General features: G+C 70.0%; 20 protein-coding genes and 1 rRNA gene. 13 read left to right on the top strand and 8 right to left on the bottom strand.

Features of this window, described 5'->3' with window-relative positions; genetic code table 11:
* Nucleotides 1-111 precede the first annotated feature (111 nt).
* From rrf to B7438_RS19290, 4 genes are all read left to right on the top strand, one after another.
* Nucleotides 112-228 (top strand): 5S ribosomal RNA (rrf, locus tag B7438_RS19305).
* Between the two features lie 571 nt (nucleotides 229-799).
* A complete protein-coding gene (locus tag B7438_RS19300) occupies nucleotides 800-1654 on the top strand; it encodes a hypothetical protein (RefSeq protein ID WP_179150883.1) in 855 nt (284 codons plus the stop codon).
* Nucleotides 1552-2598, top strand: coding sequence for a hypothetical protein (locus tag B7438_RS19295; RefSeq protein ID WP_179150882.1), 1047 nt, complete (start codon nucleotides 1552-1554; stop codon nucleotides 2596-2598). Before B7438_RS19300 ends, B7438_RS19295 begins: the two co-directional genes overlap by 103 nt.
* Nucleotides 2573-3595 carry an HAD-IIA family hydrolase gene (locus B7438_RS19290; RefSeq protein ID WP_085371303.1) on the top strand — a complete coding sequence of 341 codons (1023 nt, stop codon included), beginning with the start codon at nucleotides 2573-2575 and terminating at the stop codon, nucleotides 3593-3595. The genes B7438_RS19295 and B7438_RS19290 overlap by 26 nt, the downstream gene beginning before the upstream one ends.
* Before the next feature lie 4 nt (nucleotides 3596-3599).
* Here B7438_RS19290 and B7438_RS19285 read toward each other — a convergent pair whose 3' ends face one another.
* Nucleotides 3600-4592 carry an o-succinylbenzoate synthase gene (locus tag B7438_RS19285; RefSeq protein WP_085371302.1) on the bottom strand — a complete coding sequence of 331 codons (993 nt, stop codon included), beginning with the start codon at nucleotides 4590-4592 and terminating at the stop codon, nucleotides 3600-3602.
* Nucleotides 4593-4648: 56 nt separating this feature from the next.
* Here B7438_RS19285 and B7438_RS19280 point away from each other — a divergent pair, with 56 nt between their 5' ends.
* The 3 genes from B7438_RS19280 (at nucleotide 4649) to B7438_RS19270 (ending at nucleotide 7907) form a co-directional block, all read left to right on the top strand.
* On the top strand, nucleotides 4649-5560 hold the full coding sequence (locus B7438_RS19280; protein ID WP_085371301.1) for a 1,4-dihydroxy-2-naphthoyl-CoA synthase: 912 nt from the start codon (nucleotides 4649-4651) through the stop codon (nucleotides 5558-5560).
* Nucleotides 5561-5599: 39 nt separating this feature from the next.
* A complete protein-coding gene (locus B7438_RS19275) occupies nucleotides 5600-6847 on the top strand; it encodes an AMP-binding protein (RefSeq protein ID WP_256922142.1) in 1248 nt (415 codons plus the stop codon).
* Nucleotides 6848-6929: 82 nt separating this feature from the next.
* Complete coding sequence (locus B7438_RS19270) at nucleotides 6930-7907, top strand: 1,4-dihydroxy-2-naphthoate polyprenyltransferase (protein ID WP_085371300.1); 978 nt, start codon at nucleotides 6930-6932, stop codon at nucleotides 7905-7907.
* Between the two features lie 85 nt (nucleotides 7908-7992).
* Here the strand turns inward: B7438_RS19270 and B7438_RS19265 are convergent, their stop codons facing one another.
* Nucleotides 7993-8277 carry a DUF4229 domain-containing protein gene (locus tag B7438_RS19265; protein ID WP_247597245.1) on the bottom strand — a complete coding sequence of 95 codons (285 nt, stop codon included), beginning with the start codon at nucleotides 8275-8277 and terminating at the stop codon, nucleotides 7993-7995.
* A gap of 42 nt (nucleotides 8278-8319) precedes the next feature.
* On the opposite strand from B7438_RS19265, the gene B7438_RS19260 reads away from it, so the two are divergent.
* From B7438_RS19260 to B7438_RS19250, 3 genes are all read left to right on the top strand, one after another.
* Entirely contained in the window at nucleotides 8320-8676 is a 357-nt protein-coding gene (locus tag B7438_RS19260) for a PLD nuclease N-terminal domain-containing protein (protein WP_085371298.1), read from the top strand.
* Complete coding sequence (gene menD / locus B7438_RS19255) at nucleotides 8669-10429, top strand: 2-succinyl-5-enolpyruvyl-6-hydroxy-3-cyclohexene-1-carboxylic-acid synthase (RefSeq protein WP_256922144.1); 1761 nt, start codon at nucleotides 8669-8671, stop codon at nucleotides 10427-10429. The genes B7438_RS19260 and menD overlap by 8 nt, the downstream gene beginning before the upstream one ends.
* Nucleotides 10430-10603: 174 nt before the next feature.
* A complete protein-coding gene (locus B7438_RS19250) occupies nucleotides 10604-11134 on the top strand; it encodes a thioesterase family protein (protein ID WP_256922141.1) in 531 nt (176 codons plus the stop codon).
* A 143-nt stretch (nucleotides 11135-11277) separates the two neighbouring features.
* Here B7438_RS19250 and B7438_RS19245 read toward each other — a convergent pair whose 3' ends face one another.
* Nucleotides 11278-12675 carry an FAD-binding oxidoreductase gene (locus tag B7438_RS19245; protein ID WP_085371296.1) on the bottom strand — a complete coding sequence of 466 codons (1398 nt, stop codon included), beginning with the start codon at nucleotides 12673-12675 and terminating at the stop codon, nucleotides 11278-11280.
* Between the two features lie 77 nt (nucleotides 12676-12752).
* On the opposite strand from B7438_RS19245, the gene B7438_RS19240 reads away from it, so the two are divergent.
* Nucleotides 12753-13709, top strand: coding sequence for a DNA-3-methyladenine glycosylase (locus B7438_RS19240; protein WP_085371295.1), 957 nt, complete (start codon nucleotides 12753-12755; stop codon nucleotides 13707-13709).
* 13 nt (nucleotides 13710-13722) lie between these two features.
* Here the strand turns inward: B7438_RS19240 and B7438_RS19235 are convergent, their stop codons facing one another.
* The 3 genes from B7438_RS19235 to B7438_RS19225 all read right to left on the bottom strand — a co-directional run bounded on the left by B7438_RS19235 (nucleotide 13723) and on the right by B7438_RS19225 (nucleotide 16957).
* Nucleotides 13723-14286, bottom strand: a complete 564-nt coding sequence (locus tag B7438_RS19235; RefSeq protein ID WP_256922140.1) for an SRPBCC domain-containing protein — start codon at nucleotides 14284-14286, stop codon at nucleotides 13723-13725.
* A gap of 106 nt (nucleotides 14287-14392) precedes the next feature.
* Nucleotides 14393-16009 (bottom strand): NAD(P)/FAD-dependent oxidoreductase, encoded by a 1617-nt coding sequence (locus B7438_RS19230; protein WP_085371293.1) that lies wholly within the window; start codon nucleotides 16007-16009, stop codon nucleotides 14393-14395.
* A gap of 54 nt (nucleotides 16010-16063) precedes the next feature.
* Nucleotides 16064-16957 carry a LysR substrate-binding domain-containing protein gene (locus B7438_RS19225; RefSeq protein ID WP_085371292.1) on the bottom strand — a complete coding sequence of 298 codons (894 nt, stop codon included), beginning with the start codon at nucleotides 16955-16957 and terminating at the stop codon, nucleotides 16064-16066.
* Between the two features lie 157 nt (nucleotides 16958-17114).
* On the opposite strand from B7438_RS19225, the gene B7438_RS19220 reads away from it, so the two are divergent.
* Nucleotides 17115-20759: a bifunctional proline dehydrogenase/L-glutamate gamma-semialdehyde dehydrogenase gene (locus tag B7438_RS19220; RefSeq protein ID WP_085371307.1), complete on the top strand. Its 3645-nt coding sequence runs from the start codon at nucleotides 17115-17117 to the stop codon at nucleotides 20757-20759.
* Nucleotides 20760-20789: 30 nt separating this feature from the next.
* A complete protein-coding gene (locus tag B7438_RS19215; protein ID WP_085371291.1) occupies nucleotides 20790-21617 on the top strand; it encodes an aldo/keto reductase in 828 nt (275 codons plus the stop codon).
* Nucleotides 21618-21734: 117 nt separating this feature from the next.
* On the opposite strand, the gene B7438_RS19210 is transcribed toward B7438_RS19215, so the two are convergent.
* A complete protein-coding gene (locus B7438_RS19210) occupies nucleotides 21735-22139 on the bottom strand; it encodes a GntR family transcriptional regulator (protein WP_256922139.1) in 405 nt (134 codons plus the stop codon).
* A 27-nt stretch (nucleotides 22140-22166) separates the two neighbouring features.
* Nucleotides 22167-22486: ATP-binding protein (locus tag B7438_RS19205; RefSeq protein ID WP_143466081.1), on the bottom strand; the 320-nt coding region annotated here is incomplete at its 5' end.

The raw sequence follows: 22486 nt of genomic DNA, 5'->3' as shown, positions 1-22486 counted from the left end.
TGGTGTGTGAGGCCTGAAGAATGCTTGCGTCCACTATGTGGTTCTCGATGTACGGTCGAGAACCGAACCAATCAGCTGATTGGTCCGTTCACTTTGATACATCAATAGTGTTTCGGCGGCCATAGCGAGAGGGAAACGCCCGGTCACATTCCGAACCCGGAAGCTAAGACTCTCTGCGCCGATGGTACTGCAGGGGGGACCCTGTGGGAGAGTAGGACACCGCCGGACTCCTTTTAGAAAGAGCCACCCCACACCGGGTGGCTCTTTCGCATTTAACACCACCACAACACCACACAGACCACACCACCAACGACATAGGCTGGGCGACAGGCCCGCCACCCAACAGGAGAAGTCGTGAGCGATACACCGGCAGACGACCAGCGAGACGCGCGCAGCGCCGACAATCGGGGCGGCGCATCCGGTGCACGCTCCGATGGTGACCGAGGCAACGGACCGCGCCGATCCGACAGCGGATCGGGTCGCCCGAACCAGGGTGGACGCGGCGGCAACTCGCGCGACGGCCAGCGCTCCGATGGCGGCTATCGTGGCGATCGCGCACCCCGAGAGGGCGGCCGCGACGGTCAGCGCTCGGGTGGGTACCGCAATGATCGTGCGCCGCGGGATGGTGAGCGTTCCGGCGGGTACCGCAATGATCGTGCGCCGCGCGACGGCGAGCGTTCCGGCGGCTATCCTGCCTCGCGGGACGGCGGTCCGCGCGACGGCTACCGCGGCAGGAGTGGCGACGCGAACGACGGTGGGCGCGGCGGTGACCGGGCCCCGCGTCAGGGTGCACCACGGGATGGATATCGCAGCGACCGCGCTCCCCGCGAGGGTGGATACCGAGCAGGCGGTGGCCGGGACGGCGAGCGTTCGGGTGGCTACCGCGGGAACGGCAGTGCTGCCGGTGCTCCGCGCAGCGGTGGGTCACGAGACGGATATCGAAATGACCGTGCTCCGCGTGATGGCGAGAAGCGGGACGGATACCGGAGTGACCGGGGCGCGCGTGATGGTGCTCCTCGCGACGGGTATCGCAACGATCGGCGCCCCAGCGATGGTGCTCCGCGTGACGGGTATCGCAGTGATCGCGGACCTCGCGAGGGTGCTCCGCGCGATGGCTACCGCAACGATCGGCGCCCCAGCGACGGTGCGCCGCGTGATGGGTATCGCAGTGATCGCGGACCTCGCGAGGGTGGTCCGCGCGATGGCTACCGCAACGACCGCGCGCCGCGTGAGGGCGCTCCTCGTGATGGTTACCGCAGTGAGCGGGCGCCGCGTGAGGGTGCTCCCCGTGATGGCTACCGCAATGACCGCGCACCCCGTGAGGGTGCTCCGCGCGATGGCTATCGCGGTGGGCGCGACGGGCAGCGCGGCGGGGCTCCGGCGGGTAGCCGTGGGGGCGCATCCCGTGGCTACGACCGCGATGGCGGCGGACGCGGAGCTGGACGCGACGGCGGCGGACACGGCGACAAGCTGTGGACCAGGGACGGACGGCCGGCTCGTGGCGACCGCGATGCGCGCGACTACGAGCGCGAGCTCACCGAAGAAGAGCGCATGGCGCGCGAACTGCGATCGGTTCGTCCGCGCCATGACGACCCGGAGATCCCGGAGAGCGTGCAGGCGCGCGACCTCGACAAGGGTGCCCGCGTCGAACTGAAGACCCTGAGCAAGGACAACGCCGACTGGGTCGCGCGTCACCTGGTGATGGCCGCGCAACTGATCGAAGAGGACCCGGAACTCGCACACCGGCACGCGCTTTCGGCCGCTCGGCGGGCGGGTCGTATCGCCGTCGTGCGGGAGACGCTCGCGATCACCGCGTACGCGACGGGCGACTTCGCCCTCGCGCTGCGGGAGCTGCGCACGTATCGCCGGATCTCCGGATCCAACGAGCAGCTGCCGCTGATGGTGGACAGCGAGCGTGGCGTAGGACGCCCCGATCGCGCGCTTGAGCTGGGTCGTTCTGTCGACCGTTCCACACTGCCGAACGACGTGCAGGTGTCCCTGGCGATTGCGATGTCCGGTGCCCGCCTCGACCTTGAGCAGCCGGATGCCGCACTGGCCGAGCTCGAGATTCCGCAGCTCGACCCCAACCGGGCGTACAGCTGGAGTCCCGACCTGTTCCACGCCTACGCGGACGTGCTCGGCGAAGTCGGACGCACCGAGGAATCCGAGGCCTGGCGGGAACGTGCGACCCGTGCCGAGGAGGCGATCGGCGAGGCGCTCTCGATGGACGAACACGAGACTGTCGACGTCGTCGAGGAAGAGTACGAGTTCGACATCGACGGTGAGGACAGTATCGCCATCGGTGACGCCGGAACGTTCGATGACGATGCGGATGTGGTCATCGAGATCGAGGACGACGTCGAGCTCGACGAGGCGGACGACGAGGACCTGGATGAGGACTCGGACGACGAGGACGAGGACGACGACGATTATGACTCCGATGACGATGACGACGATTCCGACGCTGAGGCCGATGACAACGGCGCCGACGAAGACGAAGACGACTCGACCGACGCCATGCCCGTGAGCGCCGGCGACGATGACCGCGACGACACGGAGGATGACGCGACCGATGGCCCTGTTTCGACGGAGCGCTAAGACCGTGACCCCGCTCGACGGAGTCGATCTGGTGCTGGCCGACCTCGACGGGGTCGTCTACAAGGGCGCCGACGCGATCCCGCACGCCGTGGAGAGCCTCAACCAGGCCGCCGAAACCGTGCGAGTCGGTTACATCACGAACAACGCATCCCGGACCGACGCATCCGTCGCGGGACACCTCACCGACCTCGGCCTGACGGTGGCGCCGAGCGATGTGGTGACCTCGCCGCAGGCCGCCGTGCGGTTGCTGGCCCAGCATGTCCCTGCCGGCGCGACCATCCTGGTCATCGGCGGGGACGGGCTGGTCGACGAGGTGCAGAAGGGCGGGTTCTCCGTGACCCGTTCCGCCGACGACGACCCGGCCGCCGTGATCCAGGGCTTCGCGCCGGAGATCGGCTGGACCCAGCTCGCTGAAGCCGCCTTCGCGCTGCAGGGTCGGACGGACGAGGAGCGGCCGTGGGTCGCGACAAACACCGACTGGACCATCCCGGTCGCGCGCGGGATCGCCCCGGGCAACGGGACGCTCGTGTCTGCTGTGCACACGGCCGCCGGCCGCCTTCCGATCGTGGCGGGCAAACCCGAGGTCGCCATCTTCGAGGAGGCAGTCACGCGGTTCGGTTCGTCGAAAGCACTGTTCATCGGCGATCGGCTGGATACCGACATCCTGGGCGCGAATCGCGCGGGGATCGACTCGGTGCTCGTGCTGACCGGGGTGGATCGGGCCAAGCAGCTGATCGCTGCGGATGCGAACTCGCGGCCGACATACATCCTCGCCGACCTGCGCGGGCTGAGCGAACCGTATCCGGTCACCGAGTTCAGCAAGGACGGGCGGACGGCCACGGTCGGCGACGCCTCGGTGGCGATCGAGGGCAACGACGTGCGCATCCTGAGCGAGGGCGGCGACGAGCTGAACCTGCTGCGGGCGGCGTGCGCGGTGATCTGGGGTTCTGGGCGGGCGATCTACGGACTCGAAGTCCCGGAGAAGCTGTACAGCTGAGCGGTCAGAGCGCTGCGGCGCGCTCGACCAGGCGGTAGCAGCGGCGAACGCGGTCGAGCCACCAGTCGCGGCGGTCGTCGTCGGCCGCGAGGGCGTCGAGTCGCGCGCCGGACACCGACGGACGGACGACGGGGATGCTGCCGTCGACCGGGAGGAGCGGCTCGTCCGTCACGTCCTCGACGAACATCGCGGCCGTGCCGAGACCGCAGTCGAAGTCGAGACGCGGAACGGCCGCGGCGAGGTGGGCGCCCATCGCAATGCCGACCGAGGTGTCGATCGCGCTCGAGACGACGATCGGCAGGCCGGCCTCCGCGACGATGCGCAGGGCGGAGTGGATGCCGCCGAGCGGCTGTGCTTTGACGATCAGGAGGTCCGCTGCGCCGGCGCGCGCGACCGCGAGCGGGTCGGACGCCTTGCGCACGCTCTCGTCGGCGGCGATCGGAACATCCATGTATTTCGTCCGGCGGCGGATCTCGGCGAGCTCGTCGACGGTCGCGCAGGGCTGCTCGACGTACTCGAGGTCGAACGGCGCGAGCGCGTGGATGGCGTGCTCGGCCTCGTCGACGTTCCACAGGGTGTTCGCGTCGATCCGGATGCGCCCCTCCGGCCCCAGAAGGTCGCGGACCGCGCGGACGCGAGCGACGTCGTCGGCGAGGGTCTGGCCGGGCTCGGCCACCTTGACCTTGGCCGTGCGCGCGCCGGGATAGCGGGTGAGGATCTCGGCCACGGAATCCGCGGCGACAGCCGGGATGGTCGCGTTGACCGGGATGCGGTCGCGGAGCAGGGGTGGGGCGGCGTGCCAGCCGAAATCGATCGCGGCGTGCAGCCAGTGCGCGGCCTCCGCGTCGTCGTACTCGACGAACGGGGAGAACTCGGTCCAGCCCTCCGGGCCCTCGAACAGCACCGCCTCACGAACCGTGATGCCGCGGAACTTCGCCGTCATCGGCAGCGCGACGACGCGTGCAGTTTTCAACAGGTCGGCGAGCTCGGGCAACATTCCACAAGTCTGGCACGACCGGTCCGCGGCGGGATGGTGAACCGTAGGCTGGGTTCATGGCAAAAGCAGTCTCAGAGATCTTCGACCAGAGCGCGTGGAACGAGGTCGCCGGCTTCGAGGAGCTGACCGACATCACCTATCACCACGATGTCGCCGGACGGGTGGCGCGCGTGGCGTTCAACCGGCCAGAAGTGCGCAATGCGTTCCGACCTCACACGGTCGACGAGCTCTACGCCGCGCTGGAGGATGCGCGCACGAACCCGCACATCGGCGTCGTGCTGCTCACCGGCAACGGGCCGAGTCCGAAAGACGGTGGGTGGGCGTTCTGCTCGGGAGGCGATCAGCGCATCCGGGGGCGAGACGGCTACAAGTATGCGGACGGGGAGACGGCGACGGGCATCGACGCTGCGCGCAGTGGGCGGCTGCACATCCTCGAGGTCCAGAGGCTCATCCGGTTCATGCCGAAGGTGGTGATCGCGGTCGTTCCCGGGTGGGCGGCCGGAGGCGGGCACTCGCTGCACGTGGTCTGCGATCTCACCATCGCGAGCGCCGAGCACGGACGGTTCAAGCAGACGGATGCGGATGTGGGTTCGTTCGACGCCGGATACGGCAGCGCGTACTTCGCCAGGCAGATCGGGCAGAAGAACGCGCGCGAGGTGTTCTTCCTCGCCAGGGAGTACTCGTCGCAGCGTGCGTACGAGATGGGCGCGGTCAACGCGGTCGTGCCGCACGCGGAACTCGAGACGACCGCTCTGGAGTGGGCGAACGAGGTCCTGACCAAGTCGCCGACGGCGATCCGGATGCTGAAATTCGCGTTCAACGCTGTGGACGACGGACTCGTGGGGCAGCAGGTGTTCGCCGGTGAGGCCACGCGGCTGGCGTACGGCACCGACGAGGCCGTCGAAGGACGCGACTCGTTCCTGGAGAAGCGGGAGCCGGACTGGTCGCCGTTCCCGTGGCAGTTCTGAGCGCGGCAGGGTGAGCGTGGTGTGCAGGCGGAGGACGCGGTGACCAGGGCGTTGAGGGTCGTGGACTCGGCGCGAGTGGATGACGTGTTCGAGGCGCTGCGGGATGCGCTCGGCGGCGGAGGGCCGGCGGTGGTGCCGCGGGAAGGCGGTGGTGGTCGTCGCGTCGGTGGGCGAGTCGACGTTGGACGGTTCGATGGTGGACGGCTCGACGATGGGCGGGTCGATCGGGTGTGGCCGGGGGAGAACGAGCGGGTGGGGCAGAACGTCGCCCTCGTGATCGAGACCTCCGGGTCGACGGGAGTGCCGAAGCGGGTGGCGCTGTCCGCGGACGCGCTGCTGGCCAGTGCGGCGGCCTCGGCGGGCGCGATGGGCGGGCAGGGACAGTGGATGCTCGCCCTGCCGGCGCACTACGTCGCGGGAGCGCAGGTGCTGGTGCGGTCGATTGCGGCCGAGACGGAGCCGGTGCTCTATGGCGATGGCCACTTCGACCCCGGGCGGTTCGCCGAGGTGGCGCGAGACCTCACCCACGACCTGCGGTTCGTCTCGCTCGTGCCGGTGCAGCTGGCGCGGCTGGTCGCGGCGACGGAGGCCGGCGACAGGGTGGTGGCGGACGCTCTGCGGCGATTCGACGGGATCCTCGTGGGCGGCCAGGCGCTGACCACGGAGCTGCGCGAGCGCGCGCTGGACGCGGGGGCGCGCATCCTGAGCACCTACGGGTCGAGTGAGACGGCGGGCGGGTGCGTGTACGACGGGCGTCCGATCGGCACGACCGCGGTGCGGTCGGTGGACGGGTTGCTCGAGATCGCGGGGCCGGTGCTTGCGGAAGGCTACCTTGGCGACCCGGATAGGACGGCGGCCGCGTTCCATGAGGCGGATGGGCAGAAGTGGTATCGCACGGGAGACCTCGGCGCGGTGGACGGCGGGCTGGTGAGGGTGTTCGGGCGTGCGGACAACGTGATCATCTCCGGTGGGGAGAAGGTGCTGCTCGACGCTGTCGAGGGGGCGGTTCGGGCTCTGGACGGGTTCGGCGGCGCGGTCGTCGTGGCGGCGGACGATGCCGAGTGGGGTCAGGTGCCGGTTGTGGTCGTCGAGAGTGGCGGGGCTGCAGCGGCCACCGAGCTCGCCGCAGTGCGCGCTCATGTGGCGGAACAGGTCGGGAGGGCGGCGGCGCCTGCGGAGGTCGTGGAGGTGGATGTGCTTCCGCACCTCAGCAGCGGCAAGCCGGACCGGGTGGCTGCGCGGCGGATCGCGGAGAGCGCGCGGGGCGAGCGGGCGAGGCGGGGGTGAGGCGCGGCACGGTGCGCGCGATGCGACGAGCGACGGGGGCGGACGAAACGGCATAGCGGTTGTTGTTACGATTCGCTCTGTGATGAGTCAGAACAAGCCACGGATGCAACGGATGACGCCCGCTCAGCGCGGCAACGGCGGCAAGAGCGGTCGGCCGGGGGCGGCGAAGGTCAAGGTCAAGCCCGCTACCGCATCCGACTGGATCGCCGGGGCGCGCCTGCGCACGCTTCCGCTGGCCATCGCGCCCGTCATCATCGGTGTCGGGGCCGCCAAGGTCGCTGACGGAGCGGGCATCTGGCATCCGGTTCGTGCGCTTCTCTGCCTCGCGGTCGCGGTGTTCCTGCAGATCGGTGTCAACTACGCGAACGACTACTCCGACGGCATCCGGGGCACGGACCAGTTCCGGGTGGGGCCGAGCCGGCTGACCGGTTCTGGACGGGCGGCGCCCAAGCGGGTGCTCACCGTCGCGCTCGTCTTCTTCGCGCTCGGGGCGGTCGCCGGGCTGGCGCTCGTGCTGCTGACCCAGCACTGGTGGGTCATCCTCGTGGGCGCGGCCGCCATCGTCGCGGCGTGGTTCTACACCGGAGGAAAGCGGCCGTACGGCTACTTCGGCCTCGGTGAAGTGTTCGTCTTCGTGTTCTTCGGGCTCGTCGCGACGGCGGGGACCACCTACATGCTGTCCGGCGTCGTCAACCAGGAAGCCTGGTTCGGCGCGGTCATCGCGGGGCTCATCGCGTGCGCCGTGCTGATGGTGAACAACATCCGGGACATCGGGCCGGACAAGCAGGCGGGCAAGCGAACGCTCGCCGTGCTGCTCGGCAACGTCGCAGCCCGGATCGTCTTCTGCGTGTTCCTGCTGGTGCCGTTCGGCATCCTCGCGGTGCTCGCGTTGCTGTACCCGTTCGCCTGGTTCGGGATGTTCGCCCTGCTGGCCGCGCTGCCCGCGTGCGCGATCACACTGTTCGCAAAGACTCCGCGGGAGCTGGTCACCGCGCTGCAGCTCACCAGCTTCACTGGGCTGCTGGTCGCGCTGGCGCTCGGGGCGGCGTACGCGTTCTAGCGCAGGCGCAGGGATTCCTGCAGACGCAGACGCAGACGCAGGCGCACGCATTGGCGCAGGCGCGGTCGCGCCTGGACGGGACTGATCAGGCGGACTTGTCCGGGTGGTCGACGGCGTCGACGACCGCGTCTTCCGCATCGTCGTCGACCGTGGTCGCCGGCTTGTCGCGGTGGCGGGCGGCGTAGAGGTCGCTCGAGACCGCGTTGCGCGGCTTGCTCAGGAAGATGTACGACAGGCAGAGCCCGATGAGGGCTGCCGCGATGACCGCGATCCACCATTCGATGCGCAGCACCAGCAGGATCGCGAGCGGGATCGCGAACAACAGCAGTCTGAGCACCGTATAGGTGACCCACGAGGGAATGCGTTTCACCCTCCCAGCTTAGAGACACTCTCTGAGAGTTACGATTGACACATGGTTCGCCTCTGGATAGTCCTCGGCGTCGCTGCCGCGGTTTTCTACATCTATTCCGTGGCAGACTGCGCCCTGTTCGACCGTTCGCGAGTGCGCGGCCTTCCCAAGCCCGTCTGGCTTCTCGTCATCATCCTGTTCCCGGTCATCGGCGGGGTGCTCTGGTTCCTCATCGGACGCGGTCGACGCAAGAGCGGCATCGGACGCCGCACCGTCGCACCGGACGACGACCCCGAATTCCTCAAGCGCCTCCGCGTCGACCACGACCAGGAGGAGCGCATCCGGCAGCTGGAGAAGGAACTCGCCGAACTCGATGACAACGGACCAGACAACGACCAAACCGGCCGCCGGGATGGGTGAACCCCTCACCAGACCCGCACCCACGGGAAACCCCGCCACCGACTACTCCATCGCACTCCTCACCGGGCTCGTCCGCGCCGGCGTCCGCGACCTGATCGTCAGCCCGGGCTCGCGCTCGCAGGCCCTCGCGCTCGTCGCCGCCGAACTCGAACGCTCCGGCTCCGCCCGGCTCCACGTGCGCATCGACGAGCGCGTGTCCGGATTCCTGGCGCTCGGCCTCGCACGTGAAGGCGGGGCACCCGCCGTCGTCATCACCACCAGCGGCACCGCAACGGCCAACCTGCACCCGGCCGTCCTCGAAGCGCACGAATCCGGCATCCCGATGATCGTGCTCACCGCCGACCGGCCGGACGAACTGCGCGGGATCCGCGCCAACCAGACCACCCAGCAGGACGGCCTCTACGACGTGGCCGTGCGCTCCACGCGCGACATCCCCGCGCCGGACGGCGCAGCCGGCGAACTCGATGCCGCCGCCGCGACCGCGCTCGCCGCCGTGCGCGAGGCGGTCGGTGCCGACAGCGGAGACCCCGGCCCGGTGCACCTCAACGTCGCGTTCCGCGAGCCACTGTCGGTGGCGGTCCCCGAGCTGGGGCGGATCGAGACCGGCGAGCATCCCGCAACCGCAGGGCCGGATGCGCTCGGCCGCGAGACCATCGAGCTCGCCGATGGGCCGCGCACCGTCGTGATCGCGGGAGCGGACGCCGGACCAGACGCCGAGGAGTTCGCCCGCGCATCCGGGGCACCACTGCTCGCGGAGGTGTCGAGCGGGTCGCGGTTCGGGCCGAACCTCGTCGTCGCATACCGCGAGCTGCTGCACGAGGACACGTTCGGCGGGCGCGTCGAGCGCGCTGTCGTGTTCGGGCACCCGACGCTCAGCCGCGAGATTCCCGCCCTGCTCACGCGCGCCGACGTCGAGGTGATCGTCGTGGCACCGCGCGGGAAGCAGGCGTACAACCCCGGCCATCGGGCGCGGATCGTCGGGCGCGTGCTGCCGGCAGCATCCATCGATCTGCGTGCGCCGGAGGTGCGCGCCTGGGTGGGCAGCTGGGTGTTCGGCAGCAGGCGGCTCATCGAGGCGGCGGAGCAGGCGGCCGACCCGGCCGCGACGGCGCCCGACGTCGACAAGGCGCGCTCATACGACCGCGCCGACGCGCTCGCCTTCGCGAAAGCGGAACTCGCTGCAGTGCGCGCACCCATCACGCGGCCGCTGCTGGCCGAGGCGCTGTGGCGCTACACCTGGCCGCACGACCGGCTGCTGTTCGGCGCATCCCGGTTGGTGCGGGATGCGGACCGCATCGTGCCGGGGAAGAAGCTGCGCGTGCACGCCAACCGCGGACTCGCCGGGATCGACGGCACCGTCGCCACGGCTATCGGCATCGCCCTGGAAAGCCAGGCGGCCGCAGAAGCGGCAGGAGCGCCCACGGGGGTGACCCGCGTGCTGCTCGGTGACATCACCCTGCTGCACGACGTGGGGTCCCTGCTGTTCGGCGAAGGCGAGCGGCGACCGCACCTGCAGGTGATCGTCGGCAACGACGGCGGCGGGACCATCTTCGACGGACTCGAGGTGGCGTCGAGCGCCCCCGCGAACGCGTTCGACCGCGTGCTGTACACGCCGCAGAAGATCGACCTGGCGCTGCTGGCGCAGGCGTACGGGTGGGCGTACAGCGTCGTGCGGACGAAGGGCGAGCTCGACCAGGCGCTGTCCGCACCGCCCGCCGGCGTGAGCATCGTCGAGGTGCCGCTGGAGCGGTGAGCCGGGTAGGGCCCTGGTCGGGCCGGTCGCTCGGGGAGCGGCCGCGCGCCGTCGCGACGGATCGCACAACCCACCGCCGCGCCACGTGCCCGGGTTTTGGAGGCCGTCGACAACGAAAGCGAGCGGGCGTTGGCGCTTGGCTAGCATCGTCGGGTGCACATGATCTTTCGGACGATGCTTCATGCTCTGATCTCGCGGTTCGGCGCCCGGCTGGGGCACTGGGATGTTGCCCGCACCCGGTTCCGTGTGCTGCCGACCGACCTCGACATTCTGAAGCACATGAACAACGGTGTGTATCTGTCGATCGCGGACATCGGGCGGTTCGACCTGCTGACGCGGAGCGGGGTGTGGGCGATCTTCAAAGAGCGCGGCTGGTATCCGGTGGTCGCCTCGGAGACCATCTCGTTCCGGAAGTCGCTGGAACTGTGGCAGCCGTTCGTGGTGGAGTCGCGCATCCTGGGCTTCGACGCGCGGGCCGTGTATGTGGAGCAGCGGTTCACCGTGAACGGCGAGATCTACACGCAGGCGTTCATCCGGGGGCGGTTCCTGAAGCGCAGCGGCGGGATCGTGACCAACGACGAGCTGCTGGATGCGGTGGGCGTCGCGCCCTCCGACGTGTCTGTGCCGGAGTGGCTGGTGCAGTGGGGCGCGGATGCGGCGCTCCCGTCGACCAAGGCCGAAGCGCCGAGCGTCTGGGCCGAGTGAGCCGGGCGGGCCAGGCGGAAGCCGGGCGGCCCGGGTGGCCCATGCGGGGCCAGGCGGCCCGTTCGCGCTAGGGGCGCTGAACGAGTCCGAACCTGTTCACGCGGCGGCACGGCGTGTCGCGTGAACAGGTTCGGACTCGATTATCAGGAGGTCGGGGCGGAGGCCGGAGCCGGGGTGGGGCCGAAGGCGAAGACGCCGCGAGGGTCCCAGGTGGCGCGTGCGGCGGCGAGGCGGTCGAAGATCGCCGGGGGCCAGGTGTGCTCGAACGCCACCTCGTCGCTGAGTCCGGCGGACCAGTTCACGTTGGTGATCGTGGAGACGTGACCGGCGAGGGCGGCCGTCACGGCTGCGGCGCGGGCGGGCGCGAGCCCGGCGAAGGTGGCCGGGTTCGCCGCGAGGGTCGACACCGTGTACCTGCTGTCTCGGCCGCCGACGGCTGAGCCGCCCGGCACATCCCGAGCTGTCGCTCCGCCGAGCTGGCGGATCTCGAGCGCGAGGAACGGCGAGTCCGTTCCTGGGCCGGCCGCCGCCATCAGGGCGTCTGCCGCATCCCGGTCGAACGTGTCGAGCATCAGGCCGCGGATCCAGCTCGGCGCACCCTGCTCCGGATCGTTGTGGATCGTGGCGACCGCGGTGGTGGGCATCTCGGCGACGACGTCGAGGTAGACCGGGGCGGCGGCACGCATCGGGGCGAACAGCTTCTCGCCCTCCGCGGCGTCGCCGGGGTACGCGAAGCGCACGCTGAGCACGGAGCGGCCGCGGAGTGGGGGCGGAGGGCCCTCCATATCCGGGATCTGCAGGAAGACCACCGAGGTGGTCGCCTCCTCGGACAGCGCGGACGACCAGTCCACCCAGGCCTGGAACGCCGGGACGATGGCGTCGCCCTCGAAGAAGACGCTGCCGCCGTACAGGGTGCGCAGCGGAACCAGTTCGAGCGTCATCTCGGTGACGACGCCGAGGCCGCCCTTGCCGCCGCGGAGGGCCCAGAACAGTTCCGGGTTGGTCTCCGCGTCGGCGACGACCGTCTCTCCGTCGGCCGTGACCACGCGGAAGCCGCGCACCCAGTCCGACGTGAAGCCGTGGCTCCTGGCGAGCGGGCCGACGCCGCCGCCGAGCGTGTATCCGACGGCGCCGACGCTGGTGGACGAACCGGTGACCGGCGCGAGACCGTGCTCCGCCGTCGCCAGGATCACCGGCGCCCAGCGCACGCCGGCGCCGAGGACCGCGAGCCGCGCATCCGGATCGATGGCGATGGTGTCGAGCGCACGCGTGGAGATGATCATGCCGCCGACGATCGGTGTCTCCGAGCCGTGGCCGGTTGCCTGCAGCCGCACCGGGATGCCGGCGTCGCGCGCGAAGCGGACGGCCTCGGCGACGTCGTTCTCATCGGTGACGGCGACCACGATATCCGGATCGTGGACGACCACCGGGTTGAAGCACGCGACCTCGGCCGCGAGCCCCTCTTCTCCCCGGAGGTAGACAGTTCCTGCGATGGCGCCGCGGAGTGCCGCGACGGCATCGTCGTTGCTTTCGATTCCCATGACGTGAATGTATGGGAGACCGCCGACAGAAGGAATCACAGCCGATATCGTCAGCGGGCTGACGTAGCATTCCCTGCATGAGCACCGCCCTTCCGACAGCGCCGGCCGCCGCAGGTGGCGCTGTCGAGACGGTGTACCGTCCAGCGTCGCCGGTGGATGTGCGGAGCACGCTCTCCGTGCTCGGCCGCGGCCCGCACGACCCGACGACCAGGTGGGATGCTGGAGGCGTGTGGCGCACGTTCCGCACGCCGGTGGGGGCGGCGACCGTGCGCATCCGGTATCCGGGGACGGATGGGAGCGTCCGCGCGACGGCCTGGGGACCGGGGGCGGACTGGGCGATCACTGCCGTGCCCGCGCTGCTCGGCCGCGACGACGACTGGGGCGGCCTGGACGTGAGCGGCACGCCGCTGCTGCACGACAGCCGGCGACGCAACTCCGGGATGCGGCTGTCCAGCACGAAACGTCTGATCGAAGCGCTGCTGCCCGCCATCATCGAACAGCGCGTGACCAGCCTGGAGGCGTACCGCTCGTGGGCGAGGCTGCTCCGGTGGTTCGGCGAGGTTGCGCCGGGGCCGGCGCCGGACGGGATGCGCGTCGTTCCGACCGTGATCCAGTGGCGGGGCATCCCGTCGTGGGACTGGCACCGCGCGGGAGTCGACCCCGGAAGGGCTCGCACGGCGCAGGCGGCGCTCGCCGTCGCCGCGTCCCTCGAACGCGCTGTCGAGCGGGCCGAGACGCGGGATGCGGCCGCCCGCGCTCTGCAGACCATCCCGGGCATCGGCCCGTGGACGGCGGCGGAGACACTGCAGCGGGCGACGGGCGATCCGGACATCGTCAGCGTCGGCGACTACCACCTCGCGCACTACGTCGGCGAGGCGCTCACCGGGCAGCGCGTCGACGACGAGGGGATGCTCGAACTGCTCGCCCCGTGGGCGGGACACCGTCAGAGGGTCATCCGGCTCATCCTGGCCAGCGGGCACCGATTCGAGCGGCGCGGCCCGCGCATCACGCTGCAGGACCACCGCTGGCATTGACCGCAGGACTGCGTTAGCCGTCCGTGCCGTTCGCCCTGTCCACCGCGTGCAGGGTCGCCTGCTCGGCCTTGATGTCGTGGTCGAGCTCCCTGCACAGGTTCTCGTAGTGCTCCAGCATCGCCGGGTCGTAGTCGTTCCAGTCCGGCATCGGCTTGCCGGTGCGGGCCGCGAGCAGGCGGTCCAGGTAGTAGTCCCAGCTCACGCCGATGTCCGCCTCCTCCCTCAACGACCGGAGGCGCTGGCCGAGGGTCACGGTCGTGTGACCGCTGGCCTCGGTGAGGTGCACGTACACCCGCCGCGACGTGTTCGACGGCCCGATGTCGGCGGCGAAACGGTGCGGGGCGTCGCATTCCAGGATGGTGACGTTCTCCCAGTCGGCGTCGTCACCCGCCGCGTTCATCCGGAACCGGGCTGCGCCGGTGGACGGTGTTCCGGTGAGTTGCCCGATCCACTCGCTGAGGCGCGGAGATCGGGAGAAATACGACCAGACATCCTCGATCGGCGCCTTGAAGATCCTGTCCAGGACCACGTAGACCCCGTCGTCTTTGCGAACGAGTCGACCCGTTGGTTGCGGCATCATGGTGCACCTCCCGCTGAATCCTCACACTAGTCACGTTGTGCCGTTTCCGGCAGTGCGTGCGGTGTGAGTCCTCACACGTCGAGGCGCGCTGGCGCGGCGGGTGTCAGCCTTCGAGCACCGCCATCGCAGCGTTGTGCCCGCCGAGACCGCTGACCGCTCCGCCTCGCCGCGCACCCGAGCCGCACATCAGGATGCGCGGATGCCTGGTCGCAACGCCCCACCGGCGAGCGGGAGTGTCGAGCGGGTCGTCGTCCTCGGCGAACGGCCAGGACAGCGGGCCGTGGAAGATGTTGCCGCCCGGCATGTTGAGGGCGTGCTCGATGTCGCGCGTGGTCTTCGTCTCGATGCACGGGTTGCCGTCGGCATCGGTGAGCAGCAAGCTCTCGATGGGCTCGGCCAGGACGGAGTTGAGCGAGGCGATCACCGCATCCTGAAGCCGCTGCCTGGTGGCGTCGTTGTTGTCGTCGGTGAGCCAGCGGTCCGGCGTGTGCAGGCCGAAGACCGTGATCGTCTGGGCTCCGGATGCGGCCAGCTCCGGAGCCAGGATGCTCGGATCGGTGAGCGAATGGCAGTAGATCTCGCACGGGATGAGGTCGGGCATGACGCCGCGGACCGCCCCGGCGAACGCCTCCTCCAGCTGCGTGTACGTCTCGTTGATGTGGAAGGTGCCGCCGAACGCCGCTGCGGGATCGACGGCCTCGTCGCGCAGCCGGGGGAGACGGGAGAGGAGGAGATTGACCTTCACCTGGGCGCCCTCCGCCCGGGGGCGGGGTGGGGTGGTGTCGGCTTCGCCTTCGCCTTCGCTCAGGAGCGCGTCCAGCACATCCGGGGCGACGTTGGCGAGCACGTGCCGCCCCACCACGCGGCGCTCGTGGCCGTGGCGGTCGTAGCGGACGGCGCCGTCCGGGCTGATCGAGGTGACCTCGGCGTCGGTCACGATGCGGGCGCCCGCCTCGCGTGCCGCCCTGGCCAGTTCTCCGGTTACCGTGCCCATGCCGCCGACCGGCACATCCCATTGCCCGGTGCCCTGGCCGATGACGTGATAAAGGAAGCAGCGGTTCTGCGCGAGCGACGGGTCGCTCACGCTCGCGAAAGTGCCGATCAGCGCATCCGTCGCCACGACACCGCGGACGAGGTCGTTGGAGATCCTCGACTCGATGAGTTCGCCGATGGGGCGCTCGAAGACGCTCTGCCACAGTTCGTCGTCGCCGACCAGAGCCTTCGCCTCGCTCCGGGTGAGGAGCGGTTCGGTGACCGTCGGCCAGAGGGACTGCGCGAGGGCGCCGGTGGTCTCGTAGAACTCGGAGAAGGCGGCGGCGTCGTCGGCCGCACCGATGTGGGCGAACGAGGCGGCGGTCGCGTCGGCGTCCGTGTTGTCGATGAGGAGCGCCGCCCCGGACTCGTCGCCGGGGACGGGCGTATACGAGGAGTACCGCCGGCGCGCCAACCGGATGCGCAGTCCCAGGTCCTGGATGATGCGCTGCGGCAGCAGGCTGACCAGGTACGAGTACCGCGACAACCAGGCGTCGACGCCGGAGAACGCCTGGGCACTGACCGCCGCGCCGCCCACCGCTTCGAGGCGTTCCAGAAGGATGACGCTCTTGCCTGCTCGTGCGAGATAGGCGGCGGCGGTGAGCCCGTTGTGGCCACCGCCGACGATCACGACATCGTGCGTCGGTGCCTGCTCTGGCGCAGTGGTGGGGGAGGAAGTGGCGGTCATGCGTCTGAGCCTATTCGGACGGCCGATCCGGCTTCAACGCGGGGTGTCATCGGGTCAGGACGGCACCGCGCGGGCGAGGGCGTCGCGGCACGCGACCACGCCTGGCCGCTCGGCCGACGAGCGCCTGGCCGAGGTGAAGACGGTGCGGCGCGGAGAGCCGGGAAGGTCGATCAGGCGGACGCTCGGGGCGTCGCCCGCCCACACCAGATCCGGGAGGATGCCGACCGCGTTCCCGGAACGGATCAGGCGGATGTGCGCGATGAGGTCGGCCGTCTCGTAGCGGACATCCGGCTCGAAACCGGCGGCGCGGCACAGCTGCACCGCCCACGTGCGCGCGGCCGTGCCCTGCGGCTCCATCACCCAGGGGAGGGAGGCGGCGCCCGCCAGGCTCGCGGTGGCGACCCGCGCATCCGGGTCGTCGCTGCTCGCCAGGTGGATGGCGTCCGTCGCGAGCTCGACGCGGTCGAGGTCGGCGCGGAGCCCGCGGGTGCTGCCCGGATACTGCTCGGCGATGACGAGGTCGAAGTCGCGGGCGGAGACCTCGAAGAGGCCCTGCTCCGGCTCGCGCTCGGTGACCTCGACGCGGAGTTCCGGGTACTCGGAGGCAAGTGTGGAGAGGGCGTGCGGCAGGATGGCGTGCGCCGCGGACTGGAAGACGGCGACGCGCACGACCCCGGCCACGGTGGTGAGGGATGCGGTCAACTCGGCCTCCGCGCGGTCGAGCAGGTCGAGGATCTCCGCGGTGTGCCGCACCAGGATCTCCGCCTGGGCGGTGAGCTGGACGCGGCGGCCGGCCTTGGCGAGGAGGGTGACGCCGGACTCCTTCTCCAGGGCGGAGAGCTGCTGGGAAACCGAGGACGGAGAGTAGGAGAGCGCCTCGGCGACGCCGGTGACGGTGCCGCGCACCTTGAGCTCCTGCAGCAGGCGGAGTTTGCGCACGTCGAGCATCCGGTGCCTTCATTCGGTTCAGTCGAACGATATCGTTCGAAAACATTCGCTTTTCCTGATGATACTTGGGCCGCACACTGTTTCCACAGGGGTCACTTCTGCACAGATTTCACGGGCCTCAGCGATCACCCGAGCAGCGAGGAATACAGTCGTGGACATGGTCAATCACACGGATGGCAACGAGACGCGCCCGTCGCAGATCGCGGGAGACGCGGTCGAGCTCGTGCGCACCTGGCTCGCCCAGAGCACCGCGACGGTCGACGGCGCCACGCCGAAGCAAGACCCGGCGGCCGAGCGCCTCGCCGGTGTGCTGAAAGACCCGCACGGGCTCGATTTCGCCGTGGGATTCGTGGACGGGGTCGCCCGTCCGCAAGACCTGTTCGTCGCCGGTTACAACCTGCAGAAGGTCGCCAAGAACATCCCGTCGTTCCTGCCCTGGTACATGCGGTTCGCCATCTGGCTCGGCGGCGTGTTCGGCCCAGTGCTGCCGTGGATCGTCATCCCGATCGCACGCCGGGTGCTGCGCGGGATGGTCGGTCACCTCGTCGTGGACGCGACGCCGGAGAAGCTCGGCCCCGCGATCGCGCATCTGCGCAACCCCGACGACCCGAACGGTCACGGCGCCCGGCTCAACCTCAACCTGCTCGGCGAGGCCGTGCTCGGCGAGAAGGAGGCCGCGCGGCGACTGGAGGGCACGCGTGCGCTGCTCGCCCGCGACGATGTCGACTACGTCTCGATCAAGGTGTCGTCGATCGCGTCCCAGCTGTCGATGTGGTCGTTCGACGAGACGGTCGAGCGCGTCGTCGAGCGGCTCACGCCGCTGTACCAGCTGGCCGCGTCGTCGCCCACGCCGAAGTTCATCAACCTCGACATGGAGGAGTACCGCGACCTCAACCTGACGATGGCGGTCTTCACGGGCATCCTGAGCAAGCCGGAGTTCGTGAAGCTCGAAGCGGGCATCGTGCTGCAGGCCTACCTGCCGGATGCTCTGGATGCGCTGCAGACGCTCACCGAGTGGTCGAGCCAGCGCCGCGTGGTCGGTGGAGCGCCCATCAAGGTCCGCGTGGTCAAGGGTGCCAACCTGGCCATGGAGCGCGTGGATGCCGCCATCCACGACTGGCCGCTCGCCACCTACGGCAGCAAGCAGGCAACGGACACCAACTACAAGCGGGTGCTCGACTGGGCGCTCACCCCGGAGCACACGGATGCGGTGAAGATCGGGGTCGCCGGTCACAACCTCTTCGATGTGGCGTACGCGTGGCTGCTCGCCTCGCGCCGCGGGGTCACCGACGGCATCGACTTCGAGATGCTGCTCGGCATGGCCACCGCCCAGGCCGAGGCGGTCAAGAAGACCGTCGGCAGCCTGCTCCTCTACACGCCGGTCGTGAACCCGAGCGAGTTCGACGTGGCCATCTCCTACCTGATCCGGCGGCTCGAAGAGAACGCGAGCCAGGAGAACTTCATGTCCGCGGTGTTCGAACTGGACTCCGATGCGGGACTGTTCGAGCGGGAGAAACAGCGCTTCCTCGCGTCGATCGCCGAGCTCGAAGCCGACCAGCAGCCGTGGGGAGTGGCCCCGCTGCCGAACCGCCAGCAGGACCGCTCGCGCGAGTGGGAGCAGGCGAGCGCGGACGAGTTCACGCGCCCGGCGGCGCCGGAGCCGGTCGCCGGCAGCGACGAGGGGCTGACGAGCGTGGTGCTCGGGCTGCGTCGCGGGTCGAGCGGGGACGGGATCGTCGCCGGCGAGCCTGTGACCGTCGAGGTGACCCGCGGGTTCCACGATGCGCCGGACACCGACCCGTCGCTGGCCGCGAACCGGTCGTGGGGCCGGAAGATCCTGGCCAGGTCGGCCGGCTCGTCGCTCGGCGTCGACACCATCGCGGCGGCAGCGGTCACCGACGCCGCCCAGCTGGAGACGCTCATCCAGACCGTCCGGATCAACGGAGAGGCCTGGGGCGCGCGCAGTGGCTTCGACCGCGCCGCGGTGCTCGACCGAGCGGGGATCGCCCTCGCGGCCAACCGCGACAGGCTCATCGAGGTCATGGCTGCCGAGACGGGCAAGACCATCGCCGAGGCCGATCCGGAGGTGAGCGAGGCCATCGACTTCGCCCACTACTACGCCAGCAGGGCGCGAGAGCTGGATGCTGTCCAGGGTGCACGCTTCGTGCCGTCGAAGCTCACGGTGGTCACCCCGCCGTGGAACTTCCCCGTCGCCATCCCCGCCGGTTCCGTCCTGTCCGCGCTCGCCGCGGGCAGCGGCGTCATCATCAAGCCGGCTCCCCAGGCCAAGCGCTCGGGAGCCGTCATGGTCGAAGCGCTCTGGGAGGCGGGCATCCCGCGCGAACTTCTGGCGCTCGCCGACGTGGCCGAGAACGACCTGGGCCAGTCGCTCATCTCCGACCCCCGAGTGGATCGGGTGATCCTCACGGGAGCGTACGAGACGGCCAAGTTGTTCCGGTCGTGGCGGCAGGACCTGCCGCTGCTCGCCGAGACGAGCGGCAAGAACGCGATCATCGTCACGCCGAGCGCCGACTACGACCTCGCCGTCGCGGACATCGTGAAGAGCGCGTTCGGGCACGCCGGCCAGAAGTGCTCGGCGGCCAGCCTGGTCATCCTGGTCGGGTCCGTCGCGAACTCCGACCGCTTCCGTCACCAGCTGGTGGACGCGGTGACGAGCATGCGCGTCGGCTATCCGCAAGACCCGACGAGCCAGATGGGTCCGCTGATCGAGCCGGCCTCCGGCAAGCTGCTGCACGCGCTCACCACGCTCGGCGCATCCGAGGAATGGCTGGTGAAGCCGAAGCAGCTGGACGAGACGGGGAAGCTCTGGTCGCCGGGCATCCGGGCCGGGGTGCAGCCGGGGTCGTACTTCCACCTCACCGAGTTCTTCGGTCCTGTGCTCGGGATCATGACCGCGAAGAACCTCGACGAGGCCATCCGCTACCAGAACGCCATCGAGTACGGGCTCACCGCAGGGCTGCACTCGCTCGACTCCGACGAACTCACTCTCTGGCTCGACACCGTCGAAGCGGGAAACCTCTACGTCAACCGTGGGATCACCGGCGCCATCGTGCAGCGGCAGCCGTTCGGCGGGTGGAAGCGCTCGTCGGTGGGCGCAGGCACGAAGGCGGGCGGACCGAACTACCTGATCGGGCTCGGATCGTGGGTGCCGGATGCCGGCAACTCCAGCGCCAGCCTCCACCTGCGCGGGCTGGACAAGCGTGTGTCCGACCTCATCGAGTCCGGGCAGTCGTCGATGGACTACGCGGCGTTCGACGTCGTGCGGCGGTCGGCGCTCAGCGACGCCATCGCGGCGGCGACGGAGTACCACACGGTCAAAGACGTGTCAGACATCAAGGTGGAGCGCAACCTGTTCCGCTACCGTCCCGTGCCGGTGACCATCCGGCTCTCGGAAGGCTCGGGGCTGCCCGAGCTGCTGCGGGTGATGGCGGCAGGAACGGTCGCCAACTCGCCGTTCACGGTGAGCACCGCCGTGAAGCTGCCGCGGGCGATGCACCAGCTGTTGCGCGAACGTGAGCTCGAGGTGGTCGTGGAGTCGGACGCCCACTGGCTGTCGCGCATCCGGTCGCACGCGACGTGGCCGCACCGCATCCGGCTGATCGGAGGCGACGCATCCGCCCTGGCCGCCGCGCTCGGCGGGAGCCCGGATGTGGCCGTCTACGCCAACGAGGTCACGCCGTCCGGACGCATCGAGGTGCTGCCGTTCCTGCACGAGCAAGCCATCTCGATCACCAACCACCGGTTCGGAAACCCCACGCAGCTTTCCGAAACAGTCATCTGACAGGAGGCAGGCGCGGCGTAGCCTGACACCATGACGACACCCACGCTCCCGCTCAACTCCGGAACCACCATCCCGCAGCTCGGCCTCGGCACGTGGCCCCTCGACGACCAGGAGGTCGAACGCACGATCATCGAGGCGGCGGCCATCGGATACCGTCACATCGACACGGCGGTGAAGTACGGCAACGAGGTCGGCGTGGGGCTCGGCGTGAAGCACAGCGGCGTCGACAGGGACGAGCTGTTCGTCACGACGAAGCTCGACGGCACGTACCAAGGCGAAGACCGCGCGCTCGACGGGCTCGACGCCTCCCTCGCCCGGCTCGGGCTCGACTATGTGGACCTGCTTCTCATCCACTGGCCGCTGCCCGCCCGGGATGAGTACGTGTCCACCTGGGAGACGTTCATCCGGCTGCGGGAAGCGGGCAAGGCGCGCGCGATCGGCGTCTCCAACTTCAAGCCGGCGCACATCGACAGGCTGATCGCGGAGACCGGCGTGGTGCCGGCGGTCAACCAGATCCAGCTCAGCCCGGCCATCCAGCGGCGCGAGCAGCGGGCGTACGACAGCGAGCACGGCATCGTCACCGAATCGTGGAGCCCGCTCGGCGCGGGAGGCGACCTCCTGCGCTCGCCGGTGCTCGCCGAAATCGCCGAGAAGCACGACAGGACGCCGGGCCAGGTGGTGCTGCGCTGGCACATTCAGAACGGGCTCGTCGTGATCCCGAAATCCAGCAACGCACAACGCCTCGCCGAGAACTTCGACGTGTTCGGGTTCGAACTGGACGCCGCCGACCTGACCGGGATCGACACGCTCGACGAGGGTCCGGATGCCGGAGTGGACTCGGACCGCGGCGGGCACTGAGCCGGCGGCCGGGATGCATGCCGAGGGTCAGCCGGGCGCGGGACGAGGTACAGCCGGACGCGGGACGGGGTAGCCGGGCGCGGGAAGAGGTAGCTGGTAGCCGGGCGAGCCCTTCGGTCAGGGGCGCAGGCGTGACTCGAGGGCTGCTCGGGCGAGGGTGAGGGCTTCGTCCGCGGTGAGGCCCAGGTCGGCGGCGCGGTCGGCGAAGGCTGCGGCCGCGGTGGCGGCCTCGCGCTGGGTGGCGTCGGCGGCGGCGACGAACGTTCCTGCGCGGCCGCGGGTCTCCAGGACGCCGACCTGTTCCAGTTCGCGGTAGGCGCGAGCGATGGTGTTCGGGGCGAGGCCGAGGGAGTCTGCCAGCGCCCGGACCGGAGGGAGACGCGTGCCGACGGGAGCGTCGCCGGTGCTGACGGCGGCGAGGATGTGGGCCTTCAGCTGCTCGAACGGCGGAGTCGTCGCCGAGGTGTCGACGGGGGCGGACAGGAAGGAGGGGGCGCCGGCCGTGCCGGAGGATTCGCTCACAACTGTTCCGCCTTCACTGTTCCGCCTTCACTGTTCCGCCTTCGCCGGTGAGGGTGCGCCGACGAGTGGGAGCACCACGGTGACGACGAGTCCGCCGCCTTCGGCGTTCGCCAGTACGACGCTACCGCCCGCCGAGCCCGCCAGCGCGCCGACGATCGCGAGACCGAGCCCGCCGCCCGAGTGAGCGGTGCGGGCGCCGTCGGCCCGGGTGAAGCGGTCGAGAGCGACGGGGATGAAGTCCGCGGGCATTCCGGGGCCGGTGTCGCGGACCGTGAGGATGACCTCGGCATCGGTGGCCGTCAGCTCGGCGGTGACCGTCGCATCCCGGGGGGTGAGAGCGTCGGGGG

Source organism: Leifsonia sp. NCR5 (assembly GCF_002105485.1).
Lineage (GTDB): Bacteria > Actinomycetota > Actinomycetes > Actinomycetales > Microbacteriaceae > Leifsonia.
Note: the sequence above shows the minus strand (reverse complement) of the source record. Positions and strands in the feature narration are given on the sequence as shown.